Genomic DNA, 18,571 nt, shown 5'->3' with positions numbered 1-18,571 from the left:
ATATAAAATGTGTTATACTTATTGTGGAATTAATGTAATTATTCCCAATTTGTTATTTATATGACCCATTTTGTTCCTGCATAACAATTTTGTGAATCGAGGTTTCGATATCTTTTCTCGCGTTAGCGCTTACAGATTTGGGTAAAAGAACAATAGAGTTTTTATCATGAATATACATATCTTCAGTAAGACCCATCATATAATCGATACTGACATTAAAGAATTTAGCCAGCATGATTTTAATATCATCTGAGGGCATATTTTTACCTCTTTCATAGTTACAGACAGCGTAATAGGTAACATTCAATATTAGGGCTAACTCTGATTGAGTGATGCCTTTGCTTTTTCTAAGTTCCCTGAGTCTTTTTCCAAAAATTTCCTTCATGCAATCACCCGACCCTTTATGTATAATTATATTGATTAAGCAATTCAATCAGTTTTAACTACAAGTAATGCTCATATTAATATAGGCATATTAAATGTTCTGCTCATATATGCTTGCGTTAACCTGCCAAGAATTGTAAAATTATCAATAAAAGGAGTAAGGTAAACATGGGCAAGGGAATCAGTGAGCTGGAATATTGGGGTGTCCATTATTTCCATGAGCTTTACGTTGAGTTGTATAATGCCGAAATGAATAGTGATGCGATGAAACAGCATCTCATTGATCGCTGGGGTGCGCAGATCGTTGAGGAATACTGGCAGTTATATCAGCAACAAATTCATACAGCTGTCAACAGAATGAATGAAATAGGGGTTTAAGAGTAAAAACAAAGCAGAGGCTTTGTTTTTTAGTTTGTGAGACAAAATGTCTGTTGGTTTTTCATCAGCCATTGATCTAACAGCTGATTTTTATAGGTAAGCCGCAGCTGAATCCTCTGACCTTTAAGCATTATCGCTGCATCTGAGGCTTTGGGAACAGCTGAAAGATAACTGATATTTTCCGCGTTAACCAACATTGCGGACATGTCCATACAAAAAGGTTCACCGGCATAAAAAACATCAATGATATCAATATTACTTTGTCTTTCAAGCATGTCAATCAATTCTTCTTTATTGCGGATTACCGGCGTTTCTTTTTCAAGATCGGTATAGCTTTGCCATTCATGCAGCCGCAGGGAGTATGCAAAGTCATCCACTTGATAATCGTCAGGCAGAGTATTCATCATAAAATAAGTATTTGAGTCATTAAATGTATCGGCCATCGTAACATCAAAGAACAGCCACTGATTTAGATAAATTGCATTCCATGAGTGCGGCTGGCCGCGCCAAGTTCCGGTGATAATCATACTGTCATAGCCAAGTGAGCGGGTCAGCCAGTAAAAGCAGGCTGCATAATTGAAACAGATTCCATAATGATCAAGAAGAATTGGCGCAGCTTCCCAAAGCCGGCGCTGAATGCCGATCGTTTCATTGTCAGTTTCATAATCGCCCCAGCGTGTCTGATCAGTCATATGCGGTTTATAAAAAGCATGTTCCATGAGCCATGTCTGAATGGCCATTAACTGATCCCGCTCAGAGCGGGTTGAATCATAAATTGAATCAAGAATATCAGCTGCAAGATGATCCAATGTTTTATAGCCGCTCAGCAGTAATGGATACTGCAGGGTGCGCTGCCAGCGGCCTTGCTGATCAAACCATTCATAGTGGTCGTCCAATTTAACGATTCCTTTGCTTATACTGCCGTTATCATTCAGTAAATACCAATCATCATCTAAGGCTTTCCATTCCGCTGCCTTAATCGGCTGCATATTTATAAAAAGGATACTGAGACATAAAATTAGTTTTTTCATATTCCTCCTTCTGGTCTGCTCTCTTCATACAAGCATAATATCACTTAAACATACACTATTAATGGAAGGATATAATTTTGATAAAAGAATCTTAATCAAAATAATGCTTGCATTTTATCATAAATATGCTATAATCAGATAGCAATTAAATCTGCGCGTGTGGCGAAATTGGCAGACGCACTAGACTTAGGATCTAGCGGGCAACCATGGGGGTTCGAGTCCCTTCACGCGCACCAATAGTTAAAAAAAGCCCTGTTCATGGGCTTTTGTTTTTTATGGACAACATTTAGGCCTAGAGCTTCTAATCGGACTTTATCGGTTGGGAGCTCTTTTTACATTATCGATGATTAACGATATATAAATAATGATGATGTTTTTATTGTATGTAAATGGATTGATTTTGCTTAACAATATTGTAAGTGTAAAGCAGCTTGAAATTTAGTGAAAATAATAGAAGGCATGCATTTACTTTTGTACATAAACGCTATAATCTATATGTATGAAAGTAATGGTATGATTTTAAATTGAAAAATTTAGCCTAGCATAAGAATATTTCGTTTTAAAGGGTCTTGCATGGCCTATGATTATGCTGATTAATTACAGAATTATAACCATACAGTTATTGATAGTAAAAAAGATAAGGTGAAAATATATGCAAGATAAAATATTGTTAGATAAGCTCGAAGCAATGCTTAAAAAAGTTCCTGACATATATGATGAACATGAATTTATAACTGGTGTGCTAAGTTATGTAGAGGGTGATAAAGGAGTAAGTGAAATGATTTTATATTTAGAACAGCACCCAGATGCAGGTACGGATGAAGTGATATTAAAGTCTTTGGATATTAGTGATAAACGAAGCGTTAAATAGACATTAAAGATGAGGAGTGAGCGCGATGCCTTTAAGCGAAAAGCGAAAAAAAATGAAATTAATGTTAGAAGCAATTGAGGATGTTTATGATAGATATGAGTTTGTTCTTGCAGTTGGATCAATTGTGAAAACTGACGAAGGTGCAGAGGAAATGATTAAGTTTTTGGAAGATCATCCTGTGACTGATTCTGACGAGGTTTTATTGAAGGCTTTAGACATTGATGATAAATATAAAGAAAAACAGTGACAGTTTCCTAGGAGAACTACTGCGTGAGAGCGTATGTGTCTGTTGGAGCGAGGATGGAAAACGCAAAGAATAGTCTTTGAAAACCGTATTCCTTCTTGACTTTTGAAAAGTAAGGTTATACAATATGTTTAAACTTATGAACATATTATGGAGGTGCCAATGAGCAAACGAACAATGAGTATTTTGTCGGAATGTATTCCGATATTTACCATGCTTCAGGATGAAAGCAGACAACAAATCCTCATGCTTTTGTTTGATAAAAGGGAAATGACGGTTAGTGAATTGACTGAAAATTTAGAGCTTTCCCGCCCAGCTGTTTCACATCACATGAAATTGCTTTTGGATGCAGGGTTGGTTTCCGTTAAGAAGAACGGAAAAGAGCGAATTTATAGCTTAAATCTTCAAAAAACGATTAAACAATTGAAAGATTTGTTGTCATCAATTGAAATGGATAATCAAAATAACGTCTGATTAAAGGCGTTATTTTTTGACATAATATGTTTATGAGTTCAAACCTATAAACTAAAAGGAGACTACTATTATGAGCAATCAACAAGCTTTAAGCATCAGTTATCAAAATCAGAACAATTGGAAAGAAATTCAAAGTTTTCTTCCTTTACGCTATCAGTTAACGGATGGCAAGATGCCCAAAGAAGAGAGCTGGGAATGGAGAGATAACCTGATTCATTTAGATACTTACCGTAATCCTAGTGCAAAAGCGAAGGTTATTCTATTTCATGGTGTAGGAACCAATGGCAGACAGATGACGACGATTATCGGAAAACCGCTTGCCGATGATGGCTTTGAAGTGATTGCACTTGATATGCCTCTCTATGGGGAAACGGCAGTAAACAGAAATCAGACCATAACCTTTTCTGATTGGGTTGAGTGCGGTAACGATTATTTGAATTATGAATTTACAAGAGATGATCGGCCGATTTTTTTGTATGGTTTATCGGCGGGCGGCATGGAAACTTATTTTGTTGCCGCAAAGAATCGAAAGGTGAAAGGGATTATCGGAATGACATTTCTCGATCAAAGAGAAAAAACAGTGAGAATGACTACGACCAAGAATTGGTTTTGGGGTACTTTTGGAAGTGCACTCGCTGCCCTGTCTTGTCATATTGGATTTTCAAAATTTCAAATGAGAATGAGCATCTGTTCAAAAATGAACGCATTGTGCAATGATGAAAAAGCGTTACAGGCAATGCTGAAAGACAAAACCTCAGCAGGCAATAAAGTCAATATGAAATTCCTGGCAGATTATATGACTTATAAACCAGACGTTGAACCTGAGGATTTTGATTGCTGTCCATTGCTTTTGACACAACCGGAAAATGATCGTTGGACACCTGAATTTTTAAGTGATATCGTGCTTGATAAAATCAAAAAAGTATCCGTTAAAAAAGTAAAATTAAGAAACGGCAGCCATTATCCTGTTGAAGAGGAAGCACTCACAGATCTCCATCAATCTATTTTAGAATTTATAAATGAAAATATTTAATGGTTGAACGCTATGAACATTATTTTAATTACCGGAGCAGGATCCGGTATCGGTTATGAAACAGCAGTTTCTTTAAAAGCACAGGGACATAAAATATACGGCGGCATCCGCAGTCAGCAAGCAGCTGATAAATTGAGGCAAAACGGTATTATTCCAATAAAGCTTGATGTTACGAATGAAATAGAATGTAAGCAGGCGGTTGAATTCATAATTGAAAATGAAAAAAGATTGGATGTATTAATCAATAATGCGGGTTATGGTCTGTTTGGCGCTGTGGAGGATATAGAAATCAGTGAAGCAATGTATCAGCTTGATGTAAATTTATTTGGTATGGCACGATTAATTCAAATGGTACTGCCTTTTATGCGAGGCCAACAAGGTGGGAGAATTATAAATATATCTTCTGTCGGCGGCCGTGTAGTATCTTATATGGGGGCATGGTATCATGCGAGTAAATACGCTGTTGAAGCGTTAAGTGATGCATTGCGGATGGAGGTATCAGATTTCGGCATTGATGTTATCTTGATTGAACCGGGTGGAACAAAAACAAATTGGTGGGAAACGGCAGTCAAAAATATGAAACTCAGATCAACCGGCGGTGTTTATGAAAAAGCGGCTGAAAAAGCTGCTGATGGGATGATGAAATTATACAGCAGCACGCTAATGTCAAAACCAGCTGTAATTTCAAAAGCTATTGTGAAAGCTGTTCATGCAAAGAATCCCAAGGCACGATATATTGTTGGCTTTGGCAGCAGCTCACTTTTGTTCCTGCATTTCATATTGCCTGTAAGGTGGTATGATTGGCTGGCTAAACATGTAATATAGATAAAAATGGAACGGAATTCAGCGTATTCTTAAAAGAATAGAATAACGTAAACAGCCATAAAGATATTTCAAGTGATTGCCGCTAAGATAGGTACATACCTAACCACTTTAATCATGGCCATGGCATTGAACACCCATATCGGCACATACTATGGCTGAGGTGATTTAATGGCAGCAGCACATAAAGGGGCAATATCTTTCGGTTTGGTACATATTCCGATTCAGATGTATCGCACCACTCAGGATCATGACATTTCTTTTAATCAATTATGCAAGGATACGCATGAGCGGGTGCGTTATAAAAAATATTGCCCGAATTGTGAAAAAGAATTAAAATCAGCAGATATTGTAAAGGGATATCAGTATGAAAAGGATAAGTATGTTATCATGACTGATGATGAAATCGATGAATTGAAGGTAGAAAAGGACCGCACAATCAATATTCTTCACTTTACCAATCTGGAAAATGTCGATGATATTTATTATGAAAAAAACTATTACGCGATTCCTGAAAAGCATGCTGAAAAGGCATACGAGCTTTTATATGAAGCGATGCGCAAGCAGGGCGTGGTAGCAATTGCCAAAACAGTAATCGGTACCAAGGAAACATTGCTGGCGCTGTGTCCGCAAAATGACGGTTTGTTGGTTAAGACTTTGTTTTATCAGGAAGAAATTGCTCCGCTGCCTAAGGATATTCTGCATCCTAAAATCAGCAAGGCAGAGCTGAATATGGCAGAGAAGCTGATTCAATCGATGACCGCGCCCTATGAGCCGCAGCAGTATCATGATGAATTTCAGGAAAAGCTGAGAGCCGCGATAGAAGCGAAAATCAACGGCAGTCAGATCGTACAGGCAAGCAACGCTAAAACAGATAATGAAACACCGATTGATCTGATGGAAGCTCTCCAGCAGTCAATTGCCTCTATGGCGCCTAAGCGTAAGGTCGCTGCTAAAAGAAGGAGCGCGCATCATTAATGAATCCGTATACTGATCACGGCATCAAGCCGATGCTGATAGGTAAGGAACAGCCTATTTTTGATGATCCTGATTTTATCTATGAATTAAAGTTTGATGGTGTACGCTGTATTGCCTATATTGAAAAAAATGGCGTAGAGCTTCGCAATAAACGGAATCTGCGCTTAAATGATAAATTTCCTGAGCTTAAGGATATTTATAAACAAGTCAAGCGTCCCTGCATATTAGATGGTGAGCTTTATATATATAAAGATGAGCGGACAGATTTCTTTGCGATACAGAAAAGAACTCTAACTTCCGACCGTTTTAAGATTCAGCTGGCGGCTTCCCGTCTGCCGGCTGCCTTTACAGCCTTTGATGTGCTTTATGATCGGGAGCTCTGTTTAATGAAGAAACCATTGATGGAACGCAAAAAAATATTAGCTAGGCTGATTGATGAAACAGAACGCATCAATGTGTCACGCTATATTGAGGAACAAGGTACAGCCTTGTATGAGCTGACGGCTGACCGCCAGCTGGAAGGTGTTGTGGCAAAGCGCAAAAACAGTCTGTATTTTGAAGATAAGCGCACTCATGACTGGATCAAATGCAAGCATCTGCTGGATGATGATTATGTAATCTGCGGTTATATTCCAAAAGAAAAGGGCATCGTATCCTTAGTTCTGGCGCAGTATGATGCTGGTCAGTTAGTCTATTGCGGGCATGTGACGATGGGAGTCTCTTTAAATTATTTGATTGATCATACCAGTGCATCTAAACAGTGTCCCTTCAAAGAGATGCCTAAGGGAAATGAGGAGGCAATATGGATCAGCCCCTATCTGGTAGGGACTGTGAAGTTCATGGAATATACCGAAACCGGAGGCTTACGGCAGCCGGTATTCAAGGGATTTCGTGAAGATAAAAAGCCTGAACAATGTCAGGCTAAAGCTAAATAATAATATTTAATATCTAAGCCGCCAGCCAGCGGCTTTTCCTTATGTTTTTCTGGATGTAAGCTTACAAAACTTTTTCATAATTAAATCGGTTCCTAATGTGTTACTATATAGTTAAAACAGAGGTGAATGGAATGAAAAAATCATTTGTACTTATACCTGCGGCAGCCATAGTCCTGTTTGCGGGTTATCGATATTGGCAGTCTGCAAACCGCATCATTTTTAAAATTAATGGTGAAGCGGTAACCGCAGCGGCAGGTGAAATGGAGTATCAGCCTGTGATGGATATTTCTGCGCAGGCGATCGGACTCAAGGCAGAGCAGCATGGAAAAGACATCAGCGATCAGATTCAATCCACTGATTATGTGATTGATGAATTAAAAACCTATACATTGATTTATACTGCCGGGGATGCGCAGTTTCAGTATGAATTAAGTGTTTGTGACACTACCCCGCCGCTCATTGAGGGTTTGTCAGCCTATACATTAATGCAGGGGGAAGCGTTTGACATCAGTATGCTGCAGCTTCAGGCTACCGATAATTTTGATGGAGATATTACTGATCAAATCAGTGTTGAGGGTGATGTAGATCCAACCGTGCCTAATGATTATGAGCTGATTTTTAAAGTCAGCGACAGCTCCGGCAATACCGCAGAATATCGATCTATGGTAAGCGTCGAAGCCTTGCCAATGGATGAGGAACCCGCGGATCAGAATCAGTCCGCATTAAATATCGTGAATGACCCTGATTCCATCACGGTGATGATTAATAAACAATATGCCCTGCCGGATGGCTGGGAACCAAGTGATCTTGTTTCAATCGGCGGCAGTCATTATTTGCGTGCTGAGGCAGCTAATGCCTATCAGCAGCTGTATCAGGCAGCCCTTGACAGCGGCATCAGCTTTAATGTAGTCAGCTCATACCGCACTCAGGATTACCAGCGCAATCTTTATGACAGATATATGGCCAGTGATCCATATAATGCACCGTATTACAGTGCTTATCCGCGTACCAGTGAACATGAGCTGGGATTAGCTATCGACATCAGCTATGACTATGCCCTGCACAGTGATCTGGAATCGAGCGCACTGGGACAGTGGATGGCTGAGCATGCGCATGAGTATGGCTGGATCATGCGCTATCCTGCAGATAAAACAGCAAGCACCGGTTATTATTATGAGGCATGGCACTGGCGTTATGTAGGCATTGAGCTGGCTGATGCAATTCATAGCAGCGGACTAAGCATGGAGGAGTATCAATAATTATTGATATGTTTTGTTACATAGTGAATAAAGCGTTTGACGATCTCACTTTTCTCTTGATTTTTCATTACCGCCATACAAACCTTTCGTTCATAGGGGTGTTCAATCGGTATAAACACAATGTTTTTAAACTTGCGGATATTTAAGGAATCAGTCATGATTGCACAGCCGACACCTGCCTTAACTAAGCTTAAGATAGCCTGATCTTCATTGGCTTCACTGACAATGGATGGTACGATATTTAATTCCGTAAAGATCGTAAGCAGAATGTGATGAATGGCTGATTCAGGTGAATGGGCCACATAGCGTTCATGACCTGCCTCAGCCATGGTGATTGATGACTTATTAGCTAAAGGATGGTTTGGCAGACAGGCGAATACAAAACTCTGCTTGACGATCGGGGTAAAAGATATATCTTTTTCAAGGTCATCAGGCGTACAAAATACAACATCATATTCTTCATTTTTTAAGCCGCGGATCAGCTCCTGAGAGACATTTTCTTTCAGTGAGAAGAACACCGGCTTTTTTTCTTGGTGGATAAAGCCTTCAATTAATTCAGGGATAAAGTCCATAGACAAGGAAGTAATAAAACCAAGATCAAGCTGAGCGCCGTCTCCGGATAATTCCTTGCGCAGATATTCATTTCCTTTGCTGATCTCCTGCAGGGCAACCTTGACATATTCGTTATACTGTCTGCCCTGTTTGGTCAGTACAACATTGCGTCCCTGTTTCTTAAAAAGAAAAACATTCAGCTCACTCTCCAAGGCACTGATTGCTTTAGACAGGGTTGGCTGTGAAATATGCAGTTCCTCACTGGCGCGTGTATAATGCTGATGTTTCGCGAGTACAGTAAAATAATACAGCTGATTCAAATTCATAGTTAAATCCTCACTTATACCTTTATTGTAGTATAATCTATAACTTTTGGCTATGAATAATTGCGCATTAGTTTATTTATTATCATATTGAAACCGATAAAATATAGATTGACCAGGGAGGGTTCATGATGAAAAATAAGTTTATAACTAAAATGATGAAGCTGCTGAGTGCATGTGCCCTGGTATTTGCATTAGGTGCATGTTCCACTCAGCCGGCAAACAATGGCGATGCCTTGTATAAAGCAGGGACTTATACAGCTGTAGCCAACGGTAATAATGGCGAAGTCGAAGTCGCTGTTACGTTCAGTGATGATAAGATTGAAACCATTGAAGTAACAAAGCAAAAAGAAACGGAAGGCTTAGGTACAACCGCAATGGATACCTTATCCAAAGCAATTGTAGAGGCTCAATCATTAGGTGTTGATACGATTGCCGGTGCTACCAATTCAAGCAATGCGTTGCTGAATGCCGTAAAGGATTGTGTGCAGCAGGCAGGCGGTGATGTTGAAGCGTTAATGAATACGGTTATTAATAAGGGTGCCGGCGAAGAGGTAACCTTAAGCAGTGATTTAGTTGTTGTCGGCGGCGGTGCGGCTGGTATGAGTGCAGCGTTAAGAGCGAGAGAATTAGGTTTAAATGTTATTCTGCTTGAAAAGATGTCATTTATGGGCGGCGCGATTTCAATCAGCGGCGGCAATCAGGTTGTATTTGGTTCAAAGCTGCAGAATGAAGCCGGTGTCAGTGATGACAGCGTTGAGAGTATGGTTGCGGATTTCATGGCAAATGGTGCGAATCTGAATGTGCCGGAATTGCTTCAGCTTTATGCGGAAAATGTCGGTGCTACAACTGATTGGCTGCATGAAAATCAAAATGTGGAATTTGATATGGAAGGCGGTCTGCATGTGCTTGCGGAATATTCACATGACCGTGAATTAGCCTATGCCGGCGGCGGCTCAGGTTTTGCGAAAACATATCGTGAACAAGTAGAAAACAGCGGTGCTGAGGTTTATCTGAATACACGCGCCACTGAGCTTATCGTTGATGAGTCTGGCAATGTTATCGGTGTAAAAGCGGAAGGCAGTGACGGTACTCACTATACCATTAATGCCCAGTCAGTAATTTTGGCTACCGGCGGTTATGGCAATAACAAGGATTTATTATCTGAAGAAATGCAGAGCGCTTTATATTATGGCCCGCAGTCATCAACAGGTGATGGTATCATCATGGCTACGGCAGAGAATGTCGGCGCGGCAACCCGTTTAATGGAATATGGCAAGCGTTATCCAAATGGTATTGAAGTAAGCGAAGGTATTGCGAAATCAACAATTGCCGGCAATATTGCGGCATTCAGCGAAGGTGCAATCCTGATTAACAGTGAAGGCAAGCGTGTGGTGAATGAAAAAGCCAGCAACCGTGAAATCTTAACAGTTGAATTAGCTCAGCCTGAACAGATGCTTTATTTATTAATGGATGCTTCTACTTTTGAAACATTCAAGAGCAAGCTGGCAACTGGTGGTATTGCCGGTACTGACATTGAGACATGGCTGGCGGCTAATGGTTCATCAGCACCTGTTTTTGTGAAGGGTGACAGCTTGAGTGAACTGGCAAAAGTCATTGGTATGGACGCAGCAGTGCTTGAGAATACCGTATCCACATATAATGGTTATGTGGCTGCCGGCAATGATGAAGAATTTAATCGCCCAGCTCAGTACATGACACAGCCTTTGGCAGACGGCCCTTATTATCTTGTGGAACAGAAGCCTCGTTTCGCAACAACCATGGGCGGCTTAGTAGTCAATCCTTCACTTGAGGTATTAAATGCAGAAGGCAATGCTATCAGCGGTTTATATGCGGCTGGTGAGGTTGCCGGCGGTGTTATGGGTGATGACTCACCTTCTGGTGCTAATAATGGCTGGGCATTAACATCAGGCAAATTGGCAGCTGAAGCGGTTGCTGAGCAATTAGGTAAATAAAAGCAGATAGATAGACGCATTCAATGTGAGTGCGTCTTTTTTTTATCTTGAGTCATGGTTTAGACAAAATAGTATCGAAAATGTTAAATAATGAATTGAATAAGTGAAGAAAATCACGAGTACCTTTGTTAGATTATAACTATAAGATATTGTTAGGAGGTACAATATGAAGAAGTTAACGGGTTTATGTTTAGCATTCATGCTTGTGTTAAGTGCTTGTACTCCATCGAGTCAAGAGGCGCCTGCCAAGTTCAAAGCCGGCAGCTATTCTGGTTCCGCGAAAGGGATGAACGGCGATGTTGTATTGGAAGTAACTTTAAGTGAAGAAAAGATTGAAAGCATCACTGTAACTGAACAGCAGGAGACAGCGGGTCTTGGTGACGCGGCCATTGATCGGATGATTGAAAATATCATCAATTCACAATCAATTCAGGTTGAAACAGTCAGCGGTGCGACAGTATCAAGCAATGCGGTTTTGACAGCAGTTACCAATGCTTTAAGTGAAGCCGGTGTTGATGCCAGCACACTGGAGCCAAAAACAGAGGATAAGCAGACATCAGTTGAGGATGCCACAGCGGATATTGTCGTAATCGGCGGCGGCGGTGCCGGGCTAAGCGCGGCGATTGAAGCGGCGGATGCCGGTACGGAAAAGATCATCGTCTTAGAGAAAATGCTGAATACCGGCGGTACGACAGCCACTGCTCAGGGAATGATTGCCGGTTATGAAACAAAGGTTCAAAAAGCCAGTAAGGATGAGCCGATCACTTATGACGCGATGGTTGCGAATCTGATGAATAACGCTTTATGGAAACTTGATCCGGCTTTAACCAAAATCACGGTTGAATCAAGCGGACAAACAATTGACTGGCTGATCGATCGGGCGGAAGTTGAATTCCAGCCGGATGCATTAGTTGGTTACGGGCCTTTAAAAATGATGCATGTCGTTGATGGCTTCGGGCCAAGTCTGGTTGAACATCTGACATCCACCGCTGAAAAAGCCGGTGTAGAAATTCGCACTGAAAATAAAGCGGTTGAAATTTTAATGGATGAAAATCAAAACGTCAGCGGTGTAGTTGTTGAAACGGCTGACGGTACTTATACAATCCATACCAAAGCGGTAATCCTGGCTACCGGCGGTTATTCATATAATCCTGAACTGACAGCACTGCTTGATCCTGAAAAAGCGGGTACCTTCGGTATCGGACATCCTTCTAATACAGGTGACGGTCTGATTATGGCAAGCAATGTCGGAGCAGCTTTGACACATACGAATCATCTTATGGCTGTATTAAAAGATTATGAAATTATGAAAGATTACAATGGTACAAGCAATAGTGCCAACATTTCTAAATTCATCGCTCAAGAAAATCTTGTGTTAGTCGGACAGGATGCCAAACGCTTTGTTGATGAAAAGAGCGGTGGTTATATGACACAATTATTGAATGAACCGATTTTTGATCAAATGCATAAAGAAGGTGCTGAATTTGTCTGGGCAATCAGTGATCAGGCAACAATTGATGCCGCTGAAATTAAGCGCGGTGAAAACCTGGCATTTATCACTGCTGATACCGCAGAAGAGCTTGCAGCTAAAATGAATCTTGATCCAGCTGTATTAAAAGAAACGATTGATAATTATAATGCTTATGCGGCAGCCGGTGCTGATCCTGAATTCAAGCGTACCGTTATGAAACCATTAGCTTCACCTTATGTTGCAGTTGCTGTTGTGCCATGTGAAATCATCACTTACGGCGGTGTCGCAAGAAATGAAAACAGTGAAGTCATCAGAGCTGATAACACGGTTATTAAGGGCTTGTATGCGGCGGGTGAAGTCAGTGCTAATTCTGCCTACATGGGCTTCACACTGTCTAACGCGGTAACTTGGGGACGGATCGCCGGTGAAAACGCGTCGGCATTTGTTAAAGAATAATACCTATTATAATTAATAAAAAGGAGCTGGCTCAAATGAGTTCAGCTCTTATTTAATGAGTGTTTGCTTTTTTCTGATACTGGCTGGGAGACATTCCCTCATGCTGGCGGAATACCCGCGCGAAATGCTGCTGCGATGAGAACCCGGTATCATGAGTAATCTGCTGAATCGTCATCACACCGCTTGACAGATAGCTTTTTGCCATTTCTAAACGCATCTGGATGATAAATTGACTCGGTGATTGGTTAATGACTTTGATGAATGATTTATATAAGTAATTCTCACTGATGCTGAACATTTCCGCAAGCTTCTTGACGCTTAAATCTTCACTGATATGATTCAATATATACTTGATCGCTTCATTGACCAGAACACTTTGATCGGTTAAACGATGGGTTGGGTGGATGATTTCAAAAGGTGTGCAGTTTTGATTGCGGATGATTTCGATACAGATTGTTTTAACCAGCATATTAATCAGCGCCCGTGAACCGATTTGATGCTTCTTGACCTCAGTCAGCGTATGCTGAAACAAGGCCAGCAAGCGGCCGTCACGGCAATGCTTTACCGGACTGCCCTGAATCAGCATCTGAATCAATTCATTCTGTAAAGCGATAGGCTCAATGTCAAAATGGATATAGAGGTATTCATAGCCTTCCTGTCCCTCATTTTTTGACTGATAGACACCATATGGCTCTAAGATCATTAAATCATTTTCCCGGCATTGAAAAATATTGCCTTGAATCATCGTCTGCGAACCGCCCTTCGTATAATAGATTAATTCAATATCTTTTATGGTATAGGTCGCCCGCTTTTCAATCTCACTGCTCCAGATTCCTACACTGTTTACACAGATGTTAAAGGTATTGAAAAAACGGCTGAGCGGATCATCGTTCAGAGGTGTGGTCTTACTGTTGGAATTTATAAGTTTCATTCGATCACCAATTTCATTATAATGGCTAAATAACTGAATGAAAAGAGTCATAAATGTTTTTAATCGTTTCAGAAACATTTATTGGCGGGGCTATTCATTAAATACTGAATTGTGTTATGATAAATATATAAAGAAAGAAGGGATTCAATGAGTCAGGTAACCGGTGTACTGGATAAAGAAAGAGAAACCAGCGCCATGAATGTCATTAAAAATGAGCGCTTAACTTATTTCCAGCAAGTGTTAGAATTAGCAAAAATCGGGGAAGATACGCTGGGGGATTTTTTAAAAACGGATGAATTAAAGAAGGCCATGGATGAGGGTATTATTTGTGACTTGTACGAGGGCAGTGCGCCTTTCCGTCCGCGTTATGTTTTAGTGGATTTTAAGAAATTATTTACAGATGGCTGTAAGTTTTTAGAACTGGAACCGCCAACGGATTTACAGGAGGCATGCAACTCACTGCTGATTATGTATAAGAATACACCAGCAGCCGGCAGCTATCCAGTATATTTGGGTGATGTAGATACGATGCTTGAGCCTTTTGTATTAAAAGAAGACCGTGAGAAAGCAAAACGTACATTAAAGCTGTTTTTGCTGCATATTGATAAAACGATTTCAGATTCTTTTGTTCATATGGATATTGGACCGAAGGAAACAGTTACCGGTAATCTGATCCTTGAACTGAGTGAAGAGATGCAGCTGGCAGTGCCGAATATCACTTTGAAATATGATCCGGAAGTTACACCAGCGGCTTATGCGGCTAAGGTGGCAAAATGCATGCTTAAGGTTTCCAAGCCTTCCTTCTGCAATCATCAGATGTGTGTGCAGGAATGGGGCGAGGATTACGGTGTAGCCAGCTGTCTGAATGTCTTAAAAATTGGCGGCGGCGGTTATACACTGAATCGTGTCAAACTGCATGAAATGAGTGAAAAAGCATCGAGTATCGATGAATTTATGAATGAGGTACTGCCATATTATATGAAGCTGCTGCTTGAATTTACTGACCGCAGGATTCGCTTCATCGTTGAAGAAGCTGCTTTCTTTAAATCTAATTATTTGGTTAAGGAAGGCTTTATCGACCGCGAGAAGTTCACCGGCATGATCGGTGTTGTAGGTGTGGCAGAGTGTGTCAACAAGCTGTTGGGTATCACCGATCCGAAACAGGGCTACGGCAATAATGCTGAAGCTGACGCTTTGGGGGTGAAAATCTGTGAGAAGCTGGAAGAGATTGTCATGGCGCATCCAGGCCTTTATTGTTCAAAGGTTGGCGGTCATTATGGATTGCATGCACAGGTAGGCATCAGCGATGATATGATGAGCAATACACCGGGTGCCCGTATTCCAATCGGCGCGGAACCAGAACTTTTACAGCATGTGATGCATTCAACACATTATCATCAGTATTTCCCAACGGGTATCGGCGATATCTTTACTTTTGATGATACTTGGGAGCGTTCACCGGAAGCGATTGTGGATATCATTAAGGGTGCTTTTGCGAATGGCATGCGTTATTTCAGCGGCTATTCCAGTGACAGCGATGTTGTGCGCGTTACCGGCTATCTGGTTAAGAAGAGCGAGCTGGCGAAGCTTGATGCCGGTCAGCAAGTATTAAATGGTTCAACGGTACTTGGAAAAGGTCAGCGAGACGGCGCTAAGGCACTGAATCGGCGTGTTGAAACCGTCTGATGCCTGATAAAATATCAGAAATGTCATAATAATTGCATCTTTGTACGTTTCTGATATAGTTAAATTAAGGAAGGCATTCAGAATAGTATGAGTTTCATCTGAATGATGGGGTAAAACTATGGAAAATCAAAAACGTTTAATTGTCACAAAAAAATGGACTTATCTGCTCTTGGCAACGATTCCATTGGGAATCATTAAGTTTATTTATGATTATACACAGTATTTTATCACTTCAAAAATAGGCTTTGCACAATTTGGATATGAGACTTTTGTTTCGATCCTCATCATTTTAATCGGTATTATCCTGTTTGTTAAAATGAATACTCGTTCGGCTTGGATGAATCCGGATTATCCTGATTAAATAAACTAAAAGCGCGGCTTCTAATATTAGAAACCGTGCTTTTTTACGCAATAATTTAACTGTTTTTAGAAGCCATTTGATCAAGCTCCGCAATTTTCGCAAGCTCACTCAGCAGGATTTCCACAAAGACGAAGTAAATAGCCTGTTCATCAATGAACTTGGCATAGCCCTTGGATACCGGCGGCAGATTGATCACATCTCTGCATTGACTGGCAAAGGGCAGGGCAGCCATCGTTACTAAACCAACCGGACAGCCATTGTCATTTAAACATTCTATACGTTCTCGATACCCCTTGCCGTTATCCTTAATAGTGAAGATCAGACAATAATCTTTTTCATTCATCATATTGATTGCGTCATTCATCATTACGGTATCATTGATCGAATCTGAATCGATACCGATTTTAAGCATCCGCATCTGCAGCTGCTGAGCGGCAAGTGATGTGCGGTTAATTGCCAATATCTTAACCCTGCGTGCATGACAGATCTGCTTTGCCATAGTTCTGACCTGCTCAATAGTGACAGTCTCATTGATTTGATGAATTGCTTGACAATAATAATTGGTAATCGACTGAATTGTTTGATCAGGTTCGGTTTTATCTTCTGGATTCGTATAGCTTGAACGAATTAAAAATCTGGATAACTCGTATTTTAATTCGGCATAACCGTTATAGCCGAGTTTCTTTGCGAAACGAATCATTGCTGCCTTGGATGTACCGCAAGCTTCGACCGTTGTTTCAATCGGGGCGCGGGCAAAATCTTTGGGGTCATTTAGGACATAAGCGGCGATGATTTCTTCGGTTTTTGTAAAGCTGTCAAAATTATGCTGAATTAATTCTAAAGGATTCATAAGATCACCTCTGTACTGATTATACCATTATTTTCATGGTCAGGGAATGATTTTGAAATATATATCGGGATAAATTGAAATTTATTTTAAAATATATTTCAAAATAGTAAAATTATATTGAAATATATTTTAATGCGTGCTATACTACGCTTGTAAACGCTGCCATGGAACGTGATACATCAAATTAAAATTATAAGGAGAGGGAATTTATGGATAAATTCACTGCATTATTGGAAAAGGTTCTTGTACCTTTAGCCGATAAATTATCACAGAATAAATATCTGGGTGCTATTTCAACTGGCTTTTCTTATTTGCTGCCGATTACGATGATCGGTGCTATTTTTACCTTGCTTGCGAATCTTCAGATTGCTCCGTATCAGGCTTTTGTTACCGCGACGGGTTTAAAGACGATATTGGCATTTGCGCCAACGGTCACAACAGATATGCTGGCAGTTTATGCGGCTTATTTGATTGGTAAGGCATGTGCTGAGAAGCTTGGCTTGGAAAAAGACTCGACAATTATCGGGGCAATTACATTATTTGTTTTCTTATTGATGATTCCGCTTGGTGTTTCAGGCAAGGGAGCAGACAGCGGTGAGATCGTATCCATCGCGGCGGCTCTGCCTACCGGATATCTTGGCGCGGCTGGCTTATTCAGCGCGATGATTCTTGGCATGATCGTGCCGACAATTTATAATTTCTTTATTAAACATAATATTATTCTCAAGATGCCTGAACAGGTACCGCCGACGATTTCTAAATCATTCTCCGCATTGATTCCGGCTTTTGTGATTGCTTTTATTTTCTGCCTTGTTCGTTTTGGTTTCGCTCATACAAGCTTTGGCACGATGAATGATTTCATATATACGATGCTTAAGACACCGCTGTCACATTTATCCGCGAGTCCGCTGACTTTTATTATCTTCATTATCATGTGTTCACTCATGTGGTTCTTCGGTTTGCATGGCGGCATGATCGTTATGCCATTCTTATCCATGCTTTATACAACAGCAGGCTTAGAGAATCTGGAAGCTTATGCGGCAGGTACTGCTTTGCCTAACATCATCACAAAATCTTGCTGGTCGATGTATGCCTCTTTAGGCGGTGCCGGCGGTACATTAGGTCTTTGCTTCATCATGTTCTTCTTTGCGAAGTCAGCCCGCTATAAGACATTGGGCAAATTAGCACTGCCGTCAGGACTTTGCGGTATCAACGAACCAATCACCTTCGGTCTGCCGATGGTATTGAATACGATTATGATTATTCCATTGATCTTAACACCGATTATTACCTTTTTGATTGCTTACTTCAGTATGAATATCGGTTTAGTGCCATTCACAAACGGCGCTGAAATCCCATTGGGTACACCAGTGATTTTATCCGGTATCGTTGCATGCGGCTGGCAGGGCGCGGTTCTTCAGGTCGTGCTGATCCTTGTTCAGATCTGCATGTATCTGCCATTCTTCAAGATTCTTGATAAGCGTGCAGTGGCTGAAGAACAGGGAGAATAATCAATTGATTTAAAGTTATAAAGAGAGTCTTTATAACTTTTTGTC

Annotated in this window: 19 protein-coding genes and 1 tRNA gene; 15 read left to right on the top strand and 5 right to left on the bottom strand. The window is 40.7% G+C overall.

Features of this window, described 5'->3' with window-relative positions:
* Nucleotides 1-52: 52 nt before the first annotated feature.
* Nucleotides 53-385, bottom strand: coding sequence for a helix-turn-helix domain-containing protein (locus tag DWZ33_RS13990; protein ID WP_118455346.1), 333 nt, complete (start codon nt 383-385; stop codon nt 53-55).
* Between the two features lie 167 nt (nt 386-552).
* Here DWZ33_RS13990 and DWZ33_RS13985 point away from each other — a divergent pair, with 167 nt between their 5' ends.
* The gene (locus tag DWZ33_RS13985; protein WP_022937799.1) at nt 553-762 is read left to right on the top strand and encodes a hypothetical protein; all 210 of its coding nucleotides are present in this window, start codon (nt 553-555) and stop codon (nt 760-762) included.
* Nucleotides 763-791: 29 nt separating this feature from the next.
* Here DWZ33_RS13985 and DWZ33_RS13980 read toward each other — a convergent pair whose 3' ends face one another.
* On the bottom strand, nt 792-1,793 hold the full coding sequence (locus DWZ33_RS13980) for a transglutaminase-like domain-containing protein (protein ID WP_118455344.1): 1,002 nt from the start codon (nt 1,791-1,793) through the stop codon (nt 792-794).
* Between the two features lie 153 nt (nt 1,794-1,946).
* On the opposite strand from DWZ33_RS13980, the gene DWZ33_RS13975 reads away from it, so the two are divergent.
* From DWZ33_RS13975 to DWZ33_RS13935, 9 genes are all read left to right on the top strand, one after another.
* Nucleotides 1,947-2,029: transfer RNA gene (locus tag DWZ33_RS13975), tRNA-Leu, on the top strand.
* 416 nt (nt 2,030-2,445) lie between these two features.
* Complete coding sequence (locus DWZ33_RS13970; protein ID WP_022938580.1) at nt 2,446-2,664, top strand: hypothetical protein; 219 nt, start codon at nt 2,446-2,448, stop codon at nt 2,662-2,664.
* 25 nt (nt 2,665-2,689) lie between these two features.
* Nucleotides 2,690-2,911, top strand: coding sequence for a hypothetical protein (locus DWZ33_RS13965; RefSeq protein ID WP_118455342.1), 222 nt, complete (start codon nt 2,690-2,692; stop codon nt 2,909-2,911).
* A 159-nt stretch (nt 2,912-3,070) separates the two neighbouring features.
* Nucleotides 3,071-3,382, top strand: coding sequence for an ArsR/SmtB family transcription factor (locus tag DWZ33_RS13960; protein ID WP_118455340.1), 312 nt, complete (start codon nt 3,071-3,073; stop codon nt 3,380-3,382).
* A 70-nt stretch (nt 3,383-3,452) separates the two neighbouring features.
* Nucleotides 3,453-4,415: an alpha/beta hydrolase gene (locus tag DWZ33_RS13955; protein ID WP_220452443.1), complete on the top strand. Its 963-nt coding sequence runs from the start codon at nt 3,453-3,455 to the stop codon at nt 4,413-4,415.
* Nucleotides 4,416-4,427: 12 nt separating this feature from the next.
* Nucleotides 4,428-5,240 carry an oxidoreductase gene (locus DWZ33_RS13950; RefSeq protein WP_118455339.1) on the top strand — a complete coding sequence of 271 codons (813 nt, stop codon included), beginning with the start codon at nt 4,428-4,430 and terminating at the stop codon, nt 5,238-5,240.
* Nucleotides 5,241-5,408: 168 nt separating this feature from the next.
* A complete protein-coding gene (gene ku, locus DWZ33_RS13945) occupies nt 5,409-6,215 on the top strand; it encodes a non-homologous end joining protein Ku (RefSeq protein ID WP_118455337.1) in 807 nt (268 codons plus the stop codon).
* The gene (locus tag DWZ33_RS13940) at nt 6,215-7,150 is read left to right on the top strand and encodes an ATP-dependent DNA ligase (RefSeq protein WP_118455335.1); all 936 of its coding nucleotides are present in this window, start codon (nt 6,215-6,217) and stop codon (nt 7,148-7,150) included. The genes ku and DWZ33_RS13940 overlap by 1 nt, the downstream gene beginning before the upstream one ends.
* 131 nt (nt 7,151-7,281) lie before the next feature.
* Nucleotides 7,282-8,409: a D-alanyl-D-alanine carboxypeptidase family protein gene (locus tag DWZ33_RS13935; protein WP_182425732.1), complete on the top strand. Its 1,128-nt coding sequence runs from the start codon at nt 7,282-7,284 to the stop codon at nt 8,407-8,409.
* Here the strand turns inward: DWZ33_RS13935 and DWZ33_RS13930 are convergent.
* A complete protein-coding gene (locus DWZ33_RS13930; RefSeq protein ID WP_118455331.1) occupies nt 8,403-9,287 on the bottom strand; it encodes a LysR family transcriptional regulator in 885 nt (294 codons plus the stop codon). The genes DWZ33_RS13935 and DWZ33_RS13930 overlap by 7 nt on opposite strands.
* Before the next feature lie 128 nt (nt 9,288-9,415).
* Between DWZ33_RS13930 and DWZ33_RS13925 the strand changes: the two genes are divergently transcribed.
* The gene (locus DWZ33_RS13925; protein ID WP_244925881.1) at nt 9,416-11,260 is read left to right on the top strand and encodes an FAD-dependent oxidoreductase; all 1,845 of its coding nucleotides are present in this window, start codon (nt 9,416-9,418) and stop codon (nt 11,258-11,260) included.
* A 166-nt stretch (nt 11,261-11,426) separates the two neighbouring features.
* Nucleotides 11,427-13,187 carry an FAD-dependent oxidoreductase gene (locus DWZ33_RS13920; RefSeq protein ID WP_022938569.1) on the top strand — a complete coding sequence of 587 codons (1,761 nt, stop codon included), beginning with the start codon at nt 11,427-11,429 and terminating at the stop codon, nt 13,185-13,187.
* A gap of 52 nt (nt 13,188-13,239) precedes the next feature.
* Here the strand turns inward: DWZ33_RS13920 and DWZ33_RS13915 are convergent, their stop codons facing one another.
* Nucleotides 13,240-14,118 carry a helix-turn-helix transcriptional regulator gene (locus DWZ33_RS13915; RefSeq protein ID WP_022938568.1) on the bottom strand — a complete coding sequence of 293 codons (879 nt, stop codon included), beginning with the start codon at nt 14,116-14,118 and terminating at the stop codon, nt 13,240-13,242.
* 147 nt (nt 14,119-14,265) lie between these two features.
* On the opposite strand from DWZ33_RS13915, the gene DWZ33_RS13910 reads away from it, so the two are divergent.
* A complete protein-coding gene (locus DWZ33_RS13910; protein WP_022938567.1) occupies nt 14,266-15,804 on the top strand; it encodes a YjjI family glycine radical enzyme in 1,539 nt (512 codons plus the stop codon).
* Between the two features lie 118 nt (nt 15,805-15,922).
* Entirely contained in the window at nt 15,923-16,165 is a 243-nt protein-coding gene (locus DWZ33_RS13905) for a hypothetical protein (RefSeq protein ID WP_022938565.1), read from the top strand.
* 55 nt (nt 16,166-16,220) lie between these two features.
* Here the strand turns inward: DWZ33_RS13905 and DWZ33_RS13900 are convergent, their stop codons facing one another.
* Nucleotides 16,221-17,015, bottom strand: a complete 795-nt coding sequence (locus DWZ33_RS13900) for a MurR/RpiR family transcriptional regulator (protein ID WP_118455327.1) — start codon at nt 17,013-17,015, stop codon at nt 16,221-16,223.
* A 209-nt stretch (nt 17,016-17,224) separates the two neighbouring features.
* Here DWZ33_RS13900 and DWZ33_RS13895 point away from each other — a divergent pair, with 209 nt between their 5' ends.
* Nucleotides 17,225-18,526, top strand: a complete 1,302-nt coding sequence (locus tag DWZ33_RS13895; RefSeq protein WP_022938563.1) for a PTS sugar transporter subunit IIC — start codon at nt 17,225-17,227, stop codon at nt 18,524-18,526.
* The last annotated feature ends 45 nt before the right edge of the window (nt 18,527-18,571 follow it).

The sequence above is a fragment of the Dielma fastidiosa genome, assembly GCF_003475485.1.
Lineage (GTDB): Bacteria > Bacillota_I > Bacilli_A > Erysipelotrichales > Erysipelotrichaceae > Dielma > Dielma fastidiosa.
Note: the sequence above shows the minus strand (reverse complement) of the source record. Positions and strands in the feature narration are given on the sequence as shown.